Here is an 18402-nt window from a genome sequence, read left to right as displayed (position 1 = left end):
TACTGCACACTGGCAGTAGGGTGATTGCTTTTCTTCTCTTATGGTTATCTATGCTTCTTGCCCCTCATTCTTTTTATGCTTTGGCTATATTTCGATATACCCCTGCTTCAGTCTGGCTTCGTACTCCGCATCCTCTTCTGCACGCTTGGCTTTGCGCTTGTCATCGCGGCGGGCCAGTACCATATACAGTGATGGTACGACGAACAGTGTCAGTACAGTGGAGAATACAAGACCGAACACGATGGCAATCGCCAGCGGACGGAACAGTTCCTCTCCCACGGTAGCCATCGGCAGCAGCGCTACAATCGCGGCAAGTGACGTCAGCAGAATCGGACGGAATCGGGCCGAAGCTGCCTGAATAATCGCTTCCTTCATCTCCATCCCTTCATGCCGGGCATCCTCGATAAATTCGATCAGTACAATCCCATTACGCACCACGATACCGGCCAGGGAGATAATCCCCATAATGGACATGAAGCCGATTGGCGTCTGACTGATGAACAGCCCAAGCACTCCGCCTGCTGCCGCCAGATAGACGGTCGTCATGACGATCAGCGGAATCCACAGCGAGTAGAACTGCATCGTAATCAGGATCAGAATCAGTACCACGACCACAGCGAACAGCTTGGCGAGATCGATGAAAATATCCGACTGCTTGGAAGTCTCACCGCCCGCTTCCCATGAATATCCCTGTGGAAAATTGATTTTGTTCAGACTGGCGCTAATATCGGACATCGCTTCTGTGGCGGTACGTCCGGTTACGTCCGCTTCGATCGTATTCACGCGGGACAGATTGTAATGGTTAATCTGCTTAATCGAAAAGTCCGGGCGAATATCGACGAGCTGGGACAGCGGAACCTGAACATTATCCGAGTTCGTCACATTGACCTGCTGGAACAGGATCGATGGGTCCACCGTAGAGGCATCTTTCATAAAGATCTTGATATCGACCAGATCCTTGCCATTATCAAAGTCACCCACACTGACACCGGTGCCCATCATGAGCAGTGTTCGGGTCAGATTCTCATAACTCACGTTATATCGGTCCAGCGCAGGCTTATTCACCTCAAAATCCAGCGTGTAATTCTGAATGCCCATGCTGTCGGTTACGTTGCTGGTACCGCTGGTCGCTGCAACTACATTTTTGACCTGTTCGGTCAGCTTGCGCAGCTCATCCAGATCGGTACCGGTGACCCGGATCGAGACTGGCTTGCCGACCGGAATGCCCAGCTCGGTCTGCTTGACCGCTGTGCTGACTTGCGGGAACTTCTCTTTGAGCAGCAGCGGCCAATCGGTCACCGCCTTGGTACTGTCGAGCTGTTCACTGTCCCCTTTGAGCAGAATCTGGGCCTGAGTTGTGGAGAAGCTCGCTATATTCGTAATATTGTAAAAGAGCGGCGCTGCCGTGCCACCAGCGGAATAGGAAATATTCTGCACTCCCGGCTGCTGCTTTACCCAGGCGGCCATTTCCTGTACCGTCTTGTTTGTATCCTGGATCGACGAACCGGTAGGCATCGTAATATCCATCGTCAGCTCCGCATTACTGGAGCGGGGGAACAGCTGGACCGGTGTAAATACCGCCAATCCGTAGATCGCCGTACTGATCATCAATCCGAGCAGCGCGATCAGCATCGGCCGTTTCAGTACAACGGGCATCATCCGGTGGGCATACGTATTCGAAGCCATCTGAATCTGCTTGCCCAGCAGGCCGACAGGCTTGTCGCTGCGGCTTTTTTTGCCTTTTAATATATTGCGGCGTTCATACCACTCCCGGAAAATCGGGATAATCGTCAGCGACATTGCCATGGAGGCGAGCATTGCCAGCGAGATCACGACCGGGATCGGCTTGATAAATGCACCGACATCCCCGCTCAGGAACATCAATGGTGCAAAAGCGGCAATCGTCGACAGCGTCGCTGTCAAAATGGAGATCGCGACTTCCTTGGTTCCCCGGATCGACGCATCATGTGGATTCTCCCGGAGCACGGACAGCCGCCTCTCAATATTATCGTTGACGACGACAGCATCATCGACCAGAATCCCCAGTACGATAATCAGCCCGACTACCGTAATCTGATTGAGCGTAATGCCCATCACCGGCAGCAGGATCATCGCGATAGCTACCGATATCGGTATCGCCAGCGCGACAAAGGACGACGTGAGCCAGTTCAGCCCGAGCATACAGACGATCACGACAACCGCAATTGCGATCATGGTCTCATGCAGCAGATTGTCGAATATGCGATCGGTCTCGTCTTTTTGGGCAAATAAGGAAGTGATCTTCATCGTGGCAGGCAGCGTCGGTTTCAGTTCATCCATCTTGGCGTTGACCCGTTCATACACCTGTGGCACGTCCGAGCCGACTTCACTGTTGATCAGGATAGAAATGGACGGCTGACCGTTATAATAGCTCATATACCCGGCTTTTTCGATGGTCATTTTGACGGTGGCCACATCTTTGAGATAGACCGGTGTACCCTGGGAAGTGCGGAACACGGCGATATCCTTGAGACTGTCCACCTGATAGTTGAGCGGCACTTTCAGCTGGTAGCTGCGGTCTTTGTAATCCAGTGTACCCGTAGGTACCCTGTTATTCTCGGACTGGACCGCCTTCATGACCGCTTCCCACGGAATGCCGTACTGCTGCAGCCTGGACATATCCGCTTCGATCCGCACCTGCTGCTCCGGCAGTCCGTTTACCGTTACCTCCGTCACGCCTTCCACCGAGCGCAGCTGATCTTTCCAGTCGGTCATCAGATCCTGCAGTCCGAGCAGGCTATTGTAATCCTTGTTATAAATGGCAAAGGATTGGACGAACGACTTGGTCAAATTATCGTTGATCACCGGTTTGTCGGCGGAATTCGGCAAATCCGACTCGGCATCTTCCACCTTTTTGCGCAGCTCATTCCATACCGCCGGAGCATCCGCTTTGGGCTGTGTCTCGAGAGTGATCATCGATACCCCTGCTCCGGAAATGGAACTTACCGTCTTCAGATTGGATACTTCCTTGATTTTGGATTCCAGGACACGGGTGACCGTCGTCTCCATCAGTTCCGGTGTGGCGCCCGCATAGGTCGTCGTCACGGTGGCCTGCTTGACGATAATATCCGGCATCAGCTGCTTGGGCAGACCCAATCCGCTAACGGCACCCACGAGGATGAGCATGCCGAAGAATAGCAATGTAATCTTGCGCTTTTTGACGATATATTCAATCATTGCTGGCGGCCCCCTGTGCGGCGGCTGCCGTCTGTCCCTGGATCTCGTCGCCATCAAATAACCGGTCTGCTCCCGCAGTCACAATCTGATCACCGGTCTTCAGTCCGCTTCTAATCACCAGCTGGTTATCGTACAGACCACCGGTTTTGACCGGTGTACGAACTGCTTTGCCTTTTACATTTTTGAATACATAAGGGGCATTGCCCGTGCTGATCACCGCTTCGATCGGGACCATGATTCCTGTTTTGGACTGGGTCTGACGGGACGCTTTGACGACCTGACCGGGCTTCCAGTCCAGCTTGGGATTGGCGATGCGTACTTCCACACTGATGGAGCCGGTACTGTCATTTGTTTTGGGGTAAATGCTGGTGACTGTTCCAGTGCGCTGCTCATCGTAGAGCGTAATGCTCACCTGCTGGCCTTTTTTCCATTTTCCGATTTCATCATCCGGTACAGGCAGCAGGACTTTGAGCGGGTTAATCTCTCCGATCGTAAATACGCTTGTGCCTATACCAGCAACCTGTCCGGTCGAGATATTTTTCTCCAGAATAACGCCGCTGATCGGAGACTTCAGTATGGACTTGGACCGGGCAAGCTTGGCCTGGGCGAGAGCGACACTGGCCTGATCATAACTCGCCTGGGCTTGCCGGGCACCAGCTTGAGCCTGCTCAATCCCCGCCTCGGCCTGGGATACGCTGGCCCGGGCGGATTCGATACCCACCTGCGCCTGCTTGACGGCTGCAGCTGCACTCGCACGGTCGGATGTACTCGCGCCTTCCTGGACGAGTGACAGCTGTTCTCTGGCGTCTTTTAACGCTGTATCTGCATTGGCGAATGCCGTCTGGGCCTGTTCATTTTCCTGCTGGGACAGCAGTCCGTTCTGATACAGCATTTCAGCCCGCTTGGCAGCAGACTCTGCCTGATTATAGGCGACTTGCGCTTTGTTCACCGCATTTTGCGACTGCGCTTTCTCCTGGCTGCGCGCTCCATCGAGTACACCCTGCTGCTTGCTCTGCGCCCCTTCGACCTGTGCCTGGGCTGCGGCTACACTTGCTTGGGCAGCAGTGCGAACAGCCTGCGCATTTTGCAGGGAAGCTCTGGCGGCACTGACTCCTGCGGCAGACTGCTGTACCGCCTGCTGCGCTTCGGCTACTTTCAGATCCAGATCATCCGTATTGAGCCGTGCGAGTACCGTGCCCTTGTTTACGGTATCGCCAATATCGGCACCCAGCGAATCGACAGTTCCTCCCATTTCAAAGGATACCGGTGAGGATGTCCGGGCCTGCAGGGTGCCAGACAGATCATAGATAGCGGTCAGCGGTGCTTCTTTTACTTTCATAAGGGATACCGTATTGACCGGATGTTCTGCAGCCGGTGCTGCTGAACACCCGGACAGCATAATACTTAATACGATTCCACTCATCCATATCCGACTATATTTTCTGCTCATACGTGTGGTTCCTCCAATATACAATTACAATCTATATCAAGACCGCTCCGACTCTCGATTACATCAATACTTTACGCAGCATTTCAAAAATCACTTTGTCTTCCAGCGGCTCACGATGCAGCTCCCACTGCGAAGTAAGAGCATCATACAGATGAGCCAGCGCAAAGGCTGTCACTTCCGTATTCTCGATATGCACCAAGTCCTGTTCCACTGCTTTATCCAGCAGCTGTCGTACGGAAGCGATAGTAGCATTGTTAAATTTGTTCAGTGCATTATGGGAGACTACCGTACCGAATTGTCCGGCTTCCAGGGTGAGCTTATCCAGAATGCATAGATTTTTGCGGTACATGATACAGGCGTAGATCGCACGATACAAGCGGTCTTCCGGGGTGCCTTCCCCATTGATTGCTTCTTCGGCCTTGCCGATCATCTCACGGATATAATTATCCATGACTGCAATCAGGATCTCTTCCTTGGTCTCAAAGAACAGGTAGATGGCACCCTTGCTGATTCCTGCGGTTTTGGCGATCCGGTCAACCGTCGTCGCCTTGTAGCCGATCATGGAGAATACCTCTGTTGCTGTGTTAATAATCTTCATGTATCTCTCGTCCGAATGGTGATTGATCATCTGCGTACATCCTTCCTCAGGTAAATGATCCAGCATAAATGATAATTTAATGATAGTTATATAGTTAGCATTACGTAAAGTGTTATCCCATTCGCTTATGCATCTGGCAAGTGCAGCAATGATTTTCTTTTTTTGACCAAAAAACTATTTTGGTTTTCTGGTCAAAATATAGCATGGATAAATAGTGATTGCAATTTTTGATTATTTTTTTGATAAAATCAAAAAAACTGCCTGAAGCGCTTCCCCGATATACGGTCAGGAAGCTGCATTCAGGCAGCCGTTGTCAGCACATACTGGCTGTTGGATCGGTCTATCATTTGATTTACTACTTATCCTCTACTCTTTATCCGGATAAAGAACGACATATAGTCCATTCTCCTCGGACCATTCCGCGCAGAAGATCCGACTGATATCGGAATAACCGCCTTCTTGCAGCTTTTCCTTTACCCAACCTTCATCCCGCTGACGATCCTGATCAAAATCCGCTATTACATATTCGCCTGTATTCGCCAGCAGAATAGAAGGTGTACGGCAGAGTTGTTCCTTGTGAATTACACTGATACCGCCATTCGTCTCCAGAATCGCATACGTCACATCCGACATAGAGAAGACTCCTTGCTGACGGAGAAGGGTACGGTACTGCTCCACTTCCATTTTGTGTTTGATAAAAGCCTGTACTCTCATTTCAGAATCGGATACAAGCAGGACTGCTGCTCCTTTGATCAGACTACGGGCCTTTTCCTTGCGGCTCACAAAATATTCAATAAGATAAATCATGATACACCAGAGAGCAATCGCTCCCAGCAGATGATACAGCTGTACCTGCTCATCATATACAGCCTGTATCAGTACTCCACTCAATACAACGACATATATAAGATCAAGCGGCGTGGTCTGAGCCAGTTTCTTTTTGCCCAGCACTCTTGCCGCAATAATCAGAGCTACCAATCCAATGACCAGTTTCATTACTATCATCAGGAAAAACATCGTATGACCGCCTTTTCTCTCTAATTGCAGGGTATATAAGATGTAAGGATACATTAAATACATGTCCCTGTTCATGTGGATGCAGTCTCTTGCTGCCCAGGACATAGAAAACGAACCGCCTGCAAAGACGGTTCGTTTTGGAAAACCTATCGTGCGTATTATCCGTTATGTGAATTAATCGTTGTCGTTATTGTTGGAGCGCGCTTGGCCGCCTTTGCGTCCTGCCTCTTCACGGCTCATGCCATCGGAATCGCTGCGGGCTTTGCCGCCTTCGCTGCCGATTTCCTGATAGAACTCCTTGCCGTGGGATTCAGAAGTAGCTTCGCCGCCTTTTTGACCGATCTCCTGGTAGAACTCTTTACCATGAGAATCGGAAGTTGCCTGGCCACCTTTTTCACCAATCTCCTGATAGAACTCTTTGCCATGAGAATCAGCGGTTGCCTGGCCGCCTTTTTCACCGATTTCCTGATAAAATTCTTTGTCGTGAGATTCGGATGTTGCTTCTCCACCCTTTTGGCCAATTTCCTGATAGAATTCTTTGTCATGATTTTTGGAAGTTGCTTCGCCACCCAGACGACCTGCTTCTTCTCTGCTCATTTTGTTATCATCATTATTATTTGCCATTTGTACTCACTCCTTGAATTTATTTGATAATCTGTAATGTGTTGTAAGCGTCGACAATATATCATTACCCCTGCATCTGCTAAATAAACGGCATTTTTCGCTTTCTTTATATTTGTGACTTTGTTCATTGGTAATGATGGGTCTTCCACACTATCCGGGTGCTGACAATCCCGACATTTTACCCGCCTGTCGTCAGCAAAACAGCTGCTGTGACAAAAAAACAGCATCCTCACGGATGCTATATGTAGTTCGTCTGAAGTTAGATGCCGCCTGAACGGTGTATGCTTGTATCCTTTCCAATATACTCGTTTAGAACGTTTTCGAAAACTCATCCAACAACAATTCCTGTACGACCTCCAGCGTATCCCGATCATGGCTGTGAATCAGTCCGTTGCTGTCATAGACTTCTTTGTTCCGATAAATATCATTGCCTTTGAGAATAAATTTTTTGAGACCAATGCAGACCATCCATTCCAATGGATAGTGACTGGTTAGCGTCTGGCTCGTCGGCACACCAAGACCCTCAAGTTCCTCCAGGCAATTTTTTAATACGGCCTCAATTTCTTCCTTGAAGTCCTTGTGCGCTCTGTATCTCTGGGATATGATTTCCGCCCAGCTCATTTCTCTCACTCCCCCGTTTGCTGTCATTTGCTTATTGTTATCTATAGTCAGATTATTATCTGTTAGCCATCATTCACCTATATAACTACCAGTTGAATCTGACTTTACTGTAATAATTTCACTTTATTTAATTAATATACTATCTATACTAGCCTTTTATAATGTATTCTCCAGGAAGTTCAGCTTGACCGGTACGATATACTCCTGCGGGCTATACTCTCCTTCCATCTGGGATTGAAGCAGCTTCACCGCCCACATCGCCATCGTCTGTTCATCCTGCATAATGCACGCTACCCCCGGCAACCCCGGATCGTCAAAAGAAATGATCTCGGTCACCCCAATACGCCTCAGCTGACGCAATGATGCATGTGTCAGATCCGCCGCTTCTGCAGTAAGCGCAAATACCGCTGTAATATACGGATATCTCTTCAGAAAAGCCGTTACATACTCCTGTGCTCCCGCCGTTCTTAGAATATCCAGCGGTACATGGCAGAGCAGATTTTTGTCGATGGAAATATGCTGATCCATATAGGCATGCTCCAACCCAAGCGTACGATCCTGAATCGCTGTATTGGTATTATCCGGCGAGATCAGCGCAATATGCCGGTGCCCTTTTTCCAGCAAATAAGAGACGGTCTGATATGCTCCGGTAAAATTATCCGAAATCACCCTATAGGTCTCAATATTGCGCAGATACCGATCCATGAATATAAAAGGGAACTTGTCCAGCGACAGGCGCAGCAGCGATTCGCTGTATTTCTCGTCTTCCGTAGGAAATACAATAATCCCCTGTACGTGCCGATCGATCAGCTGACGAATCGCTTCAGTCTCATTGGTGGCGCATTCACGTGTAATATGCAGGATCAGCTGATAACCCGCCTGGTTGGCATAATACTCTGTATAATCGACCAGCTTCTGAATGACGCGCGTCTTCATCGTCGGGATAATAAGACCGATTACCGGAGCCGGAACGGTATTCTGATGATAGGGGAAATAGGCGATGCCGGTCTGTCCGGCATTGAGCGTACGTGCTCCCGGCTCCAGCGAGACAAATGTTCCTTTGCCCTGAATACGCTTGACCCATCCCTCTTCGGCCAGTTCGATCATAGCGTTTTTGACTGTGATTTTGCTGACCTGGTATTCCTCCATCATCTCCTGTTCCGAAGGCACACGGTCACGGTAGCGCAATTCACCGGATGCAATTTTTTGCTGAATATGCTGCTTGATCTGTTTGTAGAGAGGAATCTTTTTCATTATGGCTCACCCCATTTTTCTGAAAATAAAATCCAATAGATTGATAGAAGTCAGAAAGGCATAATTACGTTTTTACGTTTTAATTTATATAATTATTCTTCCCATCATTCGCTCCTTTCTACGACACATCCCTGTTGGTGTTGACATTATCTTACATATTGATAACGCTTACAATAGTGAATTTAGTATTAATACAAAAATATGTTTTTTATAAATTTATAACCAATTGAGTATATAAATTGATGGTTGTGCATTTTATAATACACGAATAAAGCGCTTACAATAATACTTTAGTGGAGGTTGGATAATGAAAAAAACCGGATTCTTTCTCTCTCTGCTGCTCGCTGGTTCGATGGCTCTCACCGGATGCGGCAATTCCGGAGCATCTTCAGGCTCGGGTGGTGACGCAGATGGCAAGGTAACCCTGACCGTTACTCACTATATGGTCGAGAAACCCAAAGTCGATACGTTCAAAAAATTGACCGACCGATTCACCGAACTTCATCCCAACATCGACTTTGATATCCAGGTGATGCCGGTCGATAAGTACAACGACAATATCAAGATGAAAGTCGCTGCCGATGATCAGCCGGATATCATTTTTGGACGTCCGCAGGGCATGATTGATATTACCAAATCAGGCGCCTTTCTCGATCTGACCAACGAAGCATTCATAAAGAGGGTCAATCCGGATTATCTGCCCAACGTCTCGTACGAAGGTAAAGTATATGGACTGCCGGTGGATCTGATGACCAACGCCGTCATTTACAACAAGGATCTGTTCAAGCAGGCTGGTGTGGAAGTACCCACAACCTACTCCGAACTGGTCGACGTGTCCAAAAAGCTGCAGGCCAAAGGCATTACCCCCTTCGCCGCTTCCTGGAAAGATGCCGCTTCCTACATGAGCTTCATGTTCCCGGATATGTTCGGCAATCTGCTCAAGGACAACCCGGATTATCCCGGACAGATCATGGCTGGCGAGAAGAAATTCTCGGACATCCCGGGCTATCGCGAGTTCCTGACCCGTCTGAATGAACTGAGCAGCTATGCCAACAAGGATGCCAAGGACATTGATTATGACCGCTCTCTCCAATACTTTGCCCAGGGCAAAGCAGCGATGGACATTATGGGCAGCTTTGCAATCGGTACGATCCGCAGCTACAATCCGGAAGGCAATTTCGGAGTCTTCATGTATCCCGCGACTGACAACCCGGACGAGAATGTGATGACATATTCCACCGATGACACTTGGATGATCGGTGCCAACTCCGAGCATCTGGATGCCTCCAAGCAGTTCTTTGAATTTATGACTTCCGATGAAGGTGCCCAGATCTGGGCGGATGGTGTTCAGACGATCAGCACGATCTCCGACGAAATCAAGCCTAAGCAGCAGGACCCGATCGCCAGCGAATTTCAGGACATTTTCAAAACCGGAAAAGTCGTCAACAACCAGGTCAAGCCGCTCTGGTACGGACAGTATGACACTACATTCGGACAGGATATGACGTTCTTCCTCGTCTCCGATCCGGCGACACGCAGCGTCGATGCACTGCTGCAAAAGCTGGATGAAGACTTTGTTAAAATCAACCGCATGAATTAGACATCGAACCGACGGCGTTAGGCGGGTACCGCTTTGCTCTCTGCGATTACTCGCCTGATGCTACATATGATCCAGGCAATTCATTGATTCCAATCCTGATGAACCATGGAGGTGAGCGTTATGACGCATAGATTCCGGGACGAGTGGGTCAAGTTTACCTTTATCATCCCTGCCCTGCTGTTCTTCCTGCTCGTCGTGGTCTTTCCGTTCCTGCGGGGCCTGAATATTGCCTTTACCAACTGGGATGGTATCGCACCGACGTATGACTATGTCGGCCTGCGCAATCTGCAGCTGCTGTTCACCGATACCGAACTGCTCGATCCAATCAAAAACACATTGCTCTTCACCGTCGTCACTACGATCTGTATCAATGTGTTCGGCCTGCTGCTTGCTGTTGCGCTGAACAGCAAGTTCCCCGGTGTCAATCTGCTCAAAAGCTTTATCTTTATGCCGATGGTGATCAGCCTCGTGCTGGCCGCGATTATCTGGCGGTATATTTACAGCGATATCTTCCCGATTCTGTTCCAGACAGACGGCGGACTGCTCGGCAATCCAACCACTGCCATGCTCGGGATCGCCATTATCTGTGTGTGGAAAGAAATCGGACTCGCCATGGTCATCTACTATGCCGGTCTGCAGACAATCCCCAAGGACATGTACGAGTCGGCCCGCATCGACGGTGCAACCAACTACAAGCAGTTCACCAAAATCACCGTTCCGCTGCTGCTTCCGGCCTTCACCTACTGTATTCCGCTCTGGATCGGAACCGGTCTGCGGCAGTTCGATTACCCGATGGTCGCCACCAAGGGCGGTCCCGGCACTTCTTCCCAGACGCTGGCCATGTATGTGTACAATTATGAATTTCCGTATTTCAAAGCCGGCTATGGACAGATGGCGGCACTGGTGCTGTTTGTCTTCATCCTGATCGTGACCGTAATCATCACCAGCTATTTCCGGAGAAGGGAAGTGGAGTATTGAATACAACTCATCCGACTGCCGCTGCCGTCCAGGTACGCGAGCCGCGCCCACGCCGTAAATGGTCGCATATTCTGCGAATAGCGCTGTTGTATCTGATCGCCATTTTGTTCCTGTTTCCGTTTTATATCGCCGTCATCTACTCGATCAAGACACCGGTCGAGACGGCGCAGAGTCCGCTCGCCTTCCCGACGCATATCGCCTGGTCCAACTATGCGGAAGCGATCGAAGCCTCGAACTTCTTTCTCGCGCTGCGCAACAGTGTGCTGACGACTGTCGGTACGGTGGCGCTGACGATTGCCGTCTGCTCGATGGCTGCCTATGTGATCGCGCGCAACAATACGCGGTTTTATAATTTCTTCTATTATCTGTTCATGTCCAGCATCATGCTGCCGTTCCAGGTGCTAATGTTCCCGCTGTACAAGACATGGAGCGAGCTGAGTCTGCTCAATACGATTCCGGGGCTGATCATCGCGCTAACAGGGGTGCAGATCGGGTACTTTGCTTTTCTGTATGTAGGATTTATCAAGACCGTGCCGCGTGAGTTGGAGGAATCGGCGGTGCTGGACGGGGCATCAAGGTACCGGACGTTCTACAGCATTATCTTCCCGCTGCTCAAGCCGATCAACTCGACGATCCTTGTACTGAGTGCGCTCGGGGCGTGGAATGACTTTGTCGTATCGATGATTCTGGTGCAGAAGAAAGAAGCGTCTACGCTGCCGCTGGTGCAGTTCCAATTCTTCGGGGAATATACGTCGCAGGTAAATATGGCCTTTGCCGCGATTATTCTGTCGATGATCCCGATCATGCTGTTTTATCTGTTTGCCCAGAAATGGATTATTGGCGGGGTGACAGCCGGGGCGGTGAAAGGGTAAGCAGAGGTTATTGTACTCGCTTCACGCTTCAATATTATTGGGAGGCATCAATCACTCCAGAAAGGAATAAGGACACGTCCTCCGGTGGAGCCCGGGAATCTACGAAATAGGCAATAGTGTAGATTCCCGGGCTCCAATCTCGTCCTTTGCCCTTATTTCCTTTCTTCCGTTTTGTGCATATTGCAGCATTTGTTATGTAGTTATAGCATCATTTCAGATCACGGATATGCTTTTTATTTTTACATTACTTCTATACATATTCATTAATAAGTCTCCAATTATATCTGCGCTGTATTCTCTAGTCATCATCGTCTAATCAAGTGTCGATTTTTCGCCAATTGGTAATTTTTTTTTGTATAGCCAATCATCTTGCTTTATCATGAGAAAGATAGATCATCCACACATATTCCTTTGACATACCAAGCGAGGTGCATACCATGATACATATCCACCCTCTCCAACCCGGGCAAAATCCGCCGATGGAGCTGCTGCTATCCGCCGACCCTTCACCTGCTATTATCAAAGACTATCTCTCTCGCGGACAGTGCTACATTGCCAACCAGCAACAAAATCAAGAAATTATCGGTGTGTATGTGCTGCTGCCAACTCGCCCGAAGACCATCGAACTGGTCAATGTAGCGGTTGCCGAATCCTACCAGAACAAGGGGATCGGCAAGCAGCTCGTTCAGCATGCAATTCGAACCGCGAGGGACCAGCAGTATCATACGATAGAACTGGGTACCGGCAATTCCAGTGTATCCCAGCTCGCCCTGTATCAGAAATGCGGGTTTCGGATTGTGGGCGTCGACATGAATTTCTTTGTCCGGCATTATGAGCAGCCGATCTATGAACATGGCATCCAGTGCCGGGATATGATCCGACTGGCCCTGGATCTTCATAGACAGGAATGAAATAGGATTAAATTCCAACAAAGACAACTGTATCTTCGACTTGTTATCCATTTTGCTTTGCGAAGCCTGTATCATCAACTAAAATTGAGGTGAAACCCTGTGTATCCATCCAACGATCTGCCTCATTCCAACCTGCAATCTCCGAACAGCCTATTCCATATCGACCGTCAGCATGTCCCTGCGCTGCTGTCGGCCATGCAGACCGGACAGCAGGACAAGATTGCCGAGCAATTCGCCGGCAAAGACTATGCGCTGCCTCTCCTGCTCGCTGTAGAAGCCGCACAGCAGCGGGCGAACGAACTGGCAGAGCCAGCACGGAACTGGTCTCCCCCTCTGTCCATTGATCTGGCACTCTGCTCAATCGATTGTACGGAGGAATACTCACCGGCAGCCGGACGCCTGCTGATCTTCTGGTTCTACTCCGAAGAAGACCCCGGGAACTGGATGGATGGCTATTCCGATCAATTTTACGATATAACGGTGGAGATCAACGCCGATCTGCTAACCGTTCACCGTACAGCCGGACCGAGCCGTTGACTCTGACTGTACGCAGCAGCCTGTAACCCTGTATGTATTTACCCATGATCAGAACACAGTCGTAATCTCTATCCTACTCTCCTGAAAAAGCTGCAGGAACAGCGTCCCTTCAATCTCGGCCTCATTCGCCAGCCGGGTATAATCCATATACACCGGAGTAATCGAACGATTCTCGCATACGAGTACAAATCCACCTTTCATCTGCAAAAATGCATATAGCTTGCCCTGATACATGAATTCAATCTCCCGCTGCTGTGTAAAAAATTCCATTAACTCTTCATAGGTTATATGATGCTCATCCATTCTATTCACCGCCTCTCACTTCTGCATGGAGCTGCGTACCTTTCTCAGCTCCATGATTCCTTCCACACCTATCAATAAATAGGCAACGACGTAAATCATCAAAACCAGCCGGACCAAATCCATAATATCCTCGGGTCTCCTCATCTATTGATCGATATGTATTCATAATGAAATGCCGGGCAGAAGTTCTTCCCTCTCCCGGCATTTGCTCTTCCTGTCATCTGCAGGAGTATTTTTATGCTGTTATTTTATCTATTCCACTGCTGTGTACAGCCTCGTTCAATCGTCTACTCAGAAATTCTCGTTCACAATCCACTCCGCCTCGGCATCATCCGCGCGGTAATGGGTCAGCAGCTGATTCATCGCATGGCGGATCGCTGCCTCTGGGGTATGCTGGCCCTGCTGTTCCAGTACATCCGGCGCGGACTGCTTGCCCGGCTGATAGAAATGGCTCACATCATGGAAATACTGTCCACTGCGGTCCTGCTTGACCCGGATCGCTACGCGGCTCTTGCCCAGCTTGGCGTGCTGCAGCCAGATTTCCCACTCTCCGACAATCGTATAACAATCTATAATCTGCTCATAATCTGCGAATAGTTCGATAGGTTGGCTCATGTTCGCACCTCCGTTGATTTGTGACAGGTCGCTTGTCCTTCACAGGTTCCATTACCCATAATTAGCACCTGTACCCTTTGCGGATGCCTCATATTATAAAAGCCCCGGCAAAAGGAAGTCAAATTCCGCGCCATCTGCCTATATGGAGAATACACTGTACATACAGCCGCTATCCCATGATCCATCCGCCTATTCCACCGCTGCCACTTCTTCCCGGTAAGCACGAATATCGTCAAAATACAGCGTCCCTTCAGGTACTTCCACCCCATCTCCCTTGTTCACATAGATCGAGAACATACGAATATCCCGCAGCGCATCCCCATCCATCGTCTTGCCGGCATTCGCCGTATCCCACGGTGCCGGCTTGAACGCACTGAATGGAATCTTCACCACTCCCGCCTCGGTACCGTTAAGCGAAGGATACGCTTCAAAGGAAGTCCCGCCCGCATTGACCTGAATGACCAGCTTATTGCCGCTGCCATCCGGCTTGAGCCAGAACTGCAGCGCATCCGCACCGGACCAGTCGGCACCCTGCATATTAAGCGACTCTCCGGTATAGCCCTGCGCAGCCAGCATATATTCATACTTCAGCCCGTAGCGTCCATCCTGCTTTTGCTCCGCATCCAGTGAGATCCGGTTGGCATCCCCAGCGGGCGTATAGGCATTATCCAGCAGTTCGTTACTGCCTTTGTAATGTTCAAAGGTATCCACGACGAGCGGATCAGTCGTTCCATCATTGTCGCTCACATACACCTGGATCGTCTGGGTGAGCACTTTTCCATTTTTCAGATAGGCTTTGACAGTCAGCGGGGTACCGTCCTCCGCCAGTGAAGCATCCGGCTGCCAATTGGCTGTGTAATACAGACCGTTCCGGTCACGCGTCAGCTTGTGCTCGGCCGGATCTGTCCGGGTCTGGTAGGTCACCCGGTCGATCTTGGCCTCCACTATGCGTACCCGCAGTGTAGATGGGGTGCTCAGCCGCACTGTCTCCTGATTCGTCGGAGACACAATATGCAGGAACGGCTGCTCCTCCGCCGTCTTCACCCGCAGCGCATACGGCTGGCCCGCCTGCACTTCCCGGTCAAAAGAGGTATAGTCATCGTCATAGAATGCCGTAAAGTCCGGCAGCAGCTCATGGTCACCGAGTCCATTTGGCGCATCCCGGTAAGGGACAAAGATCGAATCCGTACCAAAGTTCGCCCAGGTCAGCATATACGTCAGCTTGCTTGCTTCGGGATCGTTCTTGATCGCAGACAGCAGCCGGGTGTAGAACTGCAGGTCTTTGGTGCCGGTTGGCTTGACATTGGAATAACCGAATTCCGTCAGCGCCGGGACCTTGTGCTTCTCCTCGGCCAGCTGCACGACGAGCCGCGCATCCCGGACGACACTGTCATACCAGGTCGGCGTATTGCCATCATAGTAGGCATCCAGCCCGAGAATATCCACATATTCATCTCCCGGATACGTCTCCAGATAGGTCTCCCTGCTATCGTTAAACGGCACATTCGGCGAGTAGGCATACAGGAAGTTATGTACCCCTTTGACATCGCGCAGATATTCGACGGTGTAGCGGTAAATCTCGATATACTGCTCCTTGGTCCGGTATGGCGCACCCCACCAGAACCAGCCGCCACTTTGCTCATGGAACGGGCGGAAGATCACCGGAATCTCCTCGCCGCGATCATCCTTCAGATGCAGGGCAAAGTCTGCGATCTTGTCCAGAAAAGCATTGTACTCCGCATGCTTATCCCCGCCCGGCAGGATATGGCTGATCACATTGCCCTTGGTATCGTAAAAGTCATTGCCGGTCACAAAGTTCGGCATATGCGAACTGAGCGCCAGCACGCCGCCCTGCTCATAAGCCTGCTTCATCACCCTTACGAGCTCATCCCGGCTCTGCTCCGCCGTTCCGCCATATATACCCGGCTTCTCCTTGCCTTCCAGACTGAGCGTATCCCAGCCAAACATCCCCGGCAGATCCCCGACCGAACGCTGCACTTCCGACTGGCTGCCATCATGAGCCGTAATCCCGATCCCTTCGGTCGTGGCATGCTGGTGACCGAAAATAATCTCCTTGCCCTGCAGCTGATCCAGATAGGCGAACAGGGATCGTGTCGACCGTGTCGCATTACGGTCTGCCAGATCGACTGTTGGTTTGCTGGCATTACTGCTTTCCGTGATCATAGAGGAAGCTGGTGTACTTGCGGATTGTGCCATGGCAGACAGCGCTGGCGTCAGTGCCAGCATGGCGGTGAGGATACCGATGGTGCAGTGCCTGAGATTGCTCATTTACATCGCTCCTTGGGGTTGGTGTGGTATAGCAGACGGAGGCATGATAATTGACAGGATGCAGCAGAATCATGGATACAGTACAATTAGCATAGTAAGGTAAGCGTTTTCAATATGAATATAACAAAGTTCCATCAATTCCTGATATAGCGAAATAACGAACTACTCCGGCAGAAATGGGGTAATAGAGAATGTTCTTTGCATTCAGCTGACTCTGATGTTGGTACTAATTAGATGCTTCTTACTCTCATGGATAAGGTGTGATTTTATGTATTTGACAGCGTTAATCGTTCTGATCGGTAGCGGGATCATTGTCATAGGCGATATTATTCTCGGATTACAGGATATAGGCGGCGGTGCTGCTCTGTCTATCCGCATAGCTCGTTTTTTGTTTGTGCTGTCTTTGCTATTTTTTGTTACGAAACTGCCTGTTAAGAAGAAAAAAACCTAGAAAAGAATAAAACTATTATATTCCTGTTCTTTAAAATTAAAGTAAGCCGGGTGATCATATGGTAAATGTTGCAGCCTATTACTCACTTTGGTTTCAGCTACTATGCTCCTGCTCAGCTAAGCTCCAACAACAGCAAGCTTATACAAGATGATTACCATCTTTGTCGTTTTGAAGATGACCTGCATATGTTTAACACTCCTCTCTAAAATGGCCAGGAGAGGAGTGCAGGACAAATTTAGTGAAACAGCATGAATGCATCATACCTTAAGATCATCTGCAGATATAGGGATATAGGACTTTGAAATCACCAAATCACGACCGTCCAATTGTTGATGTGCAAGAATTTCAAAACTTAATACATTCAATTTGTTTTTCTCATAATATGGTTGATTAATGGTAAAACTGTACTCATACTGCGTTGTCTCCGAATCAGACTTTAGCACTTTAGTAACAGGGTTTAAGATGATTCCTTTTAGTTCGTTCGGAACTTCAAAAGTAATCTTTGAACCCGGTACATTTGACATGTTAAAGGTCATTTTTACTTTTGTGCCCATTTGCTGATAGTGGCTGCCCATCTGATAGACCTGCTGTTTTTCCGGAATAGTATCTTTCGGCAGTCGTTTACCAAATACATATTTACCTGTATCCAGATGAATTTCATTGCCATCCTTATCGATAATCATTAATTCATCAAATGGCTTAGGGACTGTCTTCGATTTAATAATCAACTTATTCTTGTCAAAAGGCTTAACTGTATTTTGTGGATCATGAAGATCTGTAACTACCCGACCATTTAAAAGCAGCGTGGCCTTTTCAATCGGATGTATAAAGTCCACGGCATATGGAAATTGAATAGTAAATGAATGATCGGCGAACAGATAAGATTCTTCATTCACATCAACTTTTTCTAACGCTTGAAGCTGTTGGTTATAGCCACTTCCATTTTGCTCAACGGCTGGAGTTGTAATGGCATTGTTCGTATCTGCTTGTTCATTGCTGTCTTCGCAAGCGGTTAGAAGCAGAACCAGCAACAGTATCGAGGAAATTATTTTATTTTTCATTTCAT

Annotated in this window: 17 protein-coding genes; 6 read left to right on the top strand and 11 right to left on the bottom strand. The window is 49.2% G+C overall.

The window, feature by feature from the left end; genetic code table 11:
• Positions 1 to 84: 84 nt before the first annotated feature.
• From M1D61_RS09520 to M1D61_RS09490, 7 genes are all read right to left on the bottom strand, one after another.
• Positions 85 to 3216 (bottom strand): efflux RND transporter permease subunit, encoded by a 3132-nt coding sequence (locus M1D61_RS09520; protein ID WP_458122122.1) that lies wholly within the window; start codon positions 3214 to 3216, stop codon positions 85 to 87.
• On the bottom strand, positions 3209 to 4666 hold the full coding sequence (locus tag M1D61_RS09515) for an efflux RND transporter periplasmic adaptor subunit (RefSeq protein ID WP_458122121.1): 1458 nt from the start codon (positions 4664 to 4666) through the stop codon (positions 3209 to 3211). The genes M1D61_RS09520 and M1D61_RS09515 overlap by 8 nt, the downstream gene beginning before the upstream one ends.
• A gap of 58 nt (positions 4667 to 4724) precedes the next feature.
• Entirely contained in the window at positions 4725 to 5294 is a 570-nt protein-coding gene (locus tag M1D61_RS09510; protein ID WP_458122120.1) for a TetR/AcrR family transcriptional regulator, read from the bottom strand.
• Between the two features lie 336 nt (positions 5295 to 5630).
• Positions 5631 to 6269: a DUF421 domain-containing protein gene (locus M1D61_RS09505; protein ID WP_458122119.1), complete on the bottom strand. Its 639-nt coding sequence runs from the start codon at positions 6267 to 6269 to the stop codon at positions 5631 to 5633.
• A gap of 186 nt (positions 6270 to 6455) precedes the next feature.
• Positions 6456 to 6905, bottom strand: coding sequence for a glucose starvation-inducible protein GsiB (gsiB, locus tag M1D61_RS09500; protein WP_458122118.1), 450 nt, complete (start codon positions 6903 to 6905; stop codon positions 6456 to 6458).
• A 309-nt stretch (positions 6906 to 7214) separates the two neighbouring features.
• Positions 7215 to 7526 (bottom strand): hypothetical protein, encoded by a 312-nt coding sequence (locus tag M1D61_RS09495; RefSeq protein ID WP_458122117.1) that lies wholly within the window; start codon positions 7524 to 7526, stop codon positions 7215 to 7217.
• A 156-nt stretch (positions 7527 to 7682) separates the two neighbouring features.
• Positions 7683 to 8780 (bottom strand): GntR family transcriptional regulator, encoded by a 1098-nt coding sequence (locus M1D61_RS09490; protein ID WP_458122116.1) that lies wholly within the window; start codon positions 8778 to 8780, stop codon positions 7683 to 7685.
• A 307-nt stretch (positions 8781 to 9087) separates the two neighbouring features.
• On the opposite strand from M1D61_RS09490, the gene M1D61_RS09485 reads away from it, so the two are divergent.
• The 5 genes from M1D61_RS09485 to M1D61_RS09465 all read left to right on the top strand — a co-directional run bounded on the left by M1D61_RS09485 (position 9088) and on the right by M1D61_RS09465 (position 13678).
• Positions 9088 to 10380 carry an ABC transporter substrate-binding protein gene (locus tag M1D61_RS09485; protein ID WP_458122115.1) on the top strand — a complete coding sequence of 431 codons (1293 nt, stop codon included), beginning with the start codon at positions 9088 to 9090 and terminating at the stop codon, positions 10378 to 10380.
• A 120-nt stretch (positions 10381 to 10500) separates the two neighbouring features.
• Complete coding sequence (locus tag M1D61_RS09480) at positions 10501 to 11358, top strand: carbohydrate ABC transporter permease (protein ID WP_458122114.1); 858 nt, start codon at positions 10501 to 10503, stop codon at positions 11356 to 11358.
• Positions 11355 to 12230 (top strand): carbohydrate ABC transporter permease, encoded by an 876-nt coding sequence (locus M1D61_RS09475; protein ID WP_046216499.1) that lies wholly within the window; start codon positions 11355 to 11357, stop codon positions 12228 to 12230. The genes M1D61_RS09480 and M1D61_RS09475 overlap by 4 nt, the downstream gene beginning before the upstream one ends.
• Before the next feature lie 440 nt (positions 12231 to 12670).
• The gene (locus tag M1D61_RS09470) at positions 12671 to 13141 is read left to right on the top strand and encodes a GNAT family N-acetyltransferase (protein ID WP_458122462.1); all 471 of its coding nucleotides are present in this window, start codon (positions 12671 to 12673) and stop codon (positions 13139 to 13141) included.
• A gap of 99 nt (positions 13142 to 13240) precedes the next feature.
• Positions 13241 to 13678, top strand: a complete 438-nt coding sequence (locus M1D61_RS09465) for a hypothetical protein (protein WP_458122113.1) — start codon at positions 13241 to 13243, stop codon at positions 13676 to 13678.
• A gap of 48 nt (positions 13679 to 13726) precedes the next feature.
• Here the strand turns inward: M1D61_RS09465 and M1D61_RS09460 are convergent, their stop codons facing one another.
• From M1D61_RS09460 to M1D61_RS09450, 3 genes are all read right to left on the bottom strand, one after another.
• On the bottom strand, positions 13727 to 13981 hold the full coding sequence (locus M1D61_RS09460; protein WP_458122112.1) for a hypothetical protein: 255 nt from the start codon (positions 13979 to 13981) through the stop codon (positions 13727 to 13729).
• A 291-nt stretch (positions 13982 to 14272) separates the two neighbouring features.
• The gene (locus M1D61_RS09455) at positions 14273 to 14596 is read right to left on the bottom strand and encodes a hypothetical protein (RefSeq protein WP_458122111.1); all 324 of its coding nucleotides are present in this window, start codon (positions 14594 to 14596) and stop codon (positions 14273 to 14275) included.
• A gap of 189 nt (positions 14597 to 14785) precedes the next feature.
• Complete coding sequence (locus tag M1D61_RS09450; protein ID WP_458122110.1) at positions 14786 to 16885, bottom strand: glycosyl hydrolase; 2100 nt, start codon at positions 16883 to 16885, stop codon at positions 14786 to 14788.
• Positions 16886 to 17153: 268 nt separating this feature from the next.
• Here M1D61_RS09450 and M1D61_RS09445 point away from each other — a divergent pair, with 268 nt between their 5' ends.
• Positions 17154 to 17336, top strand: coding sequence for a hypothetical protein (locus M1D61_RS09445; RefSeq protein WP_458122109.1), 183 nt, complete (start codon positions 17154 to 17156; stop codon positions 17334 to 17336).
• 257 nt (positions 17337 to 17593) lie between these two features.
• Here M1D61_RS09445 and M1D61_RS09440 read toward each other — a convergent pair whose 3' ends face one another.
• Positions 17594 to 18397 (bottom strand): hypothetical protein, encoded by an 804-nt coding sequence (locus M1D61_RS09440; protein WP_458122108.1) that lies wholly within the window; start codon positions 18395 to 18397, stop codon positions 17594 to 17596.
• Positions 18398 to 18402 lie beyond the last annotated feature (5 nt).

It is taken from the genome of Paenibacillus sp. Z6-24 (genome assembly GCF_054161335.1).
The sequence above is the reverse complement of the archived record's forward strand: the minus strand, read 5'-3'. Positions and strand labels throughout refer to the sequence as shown.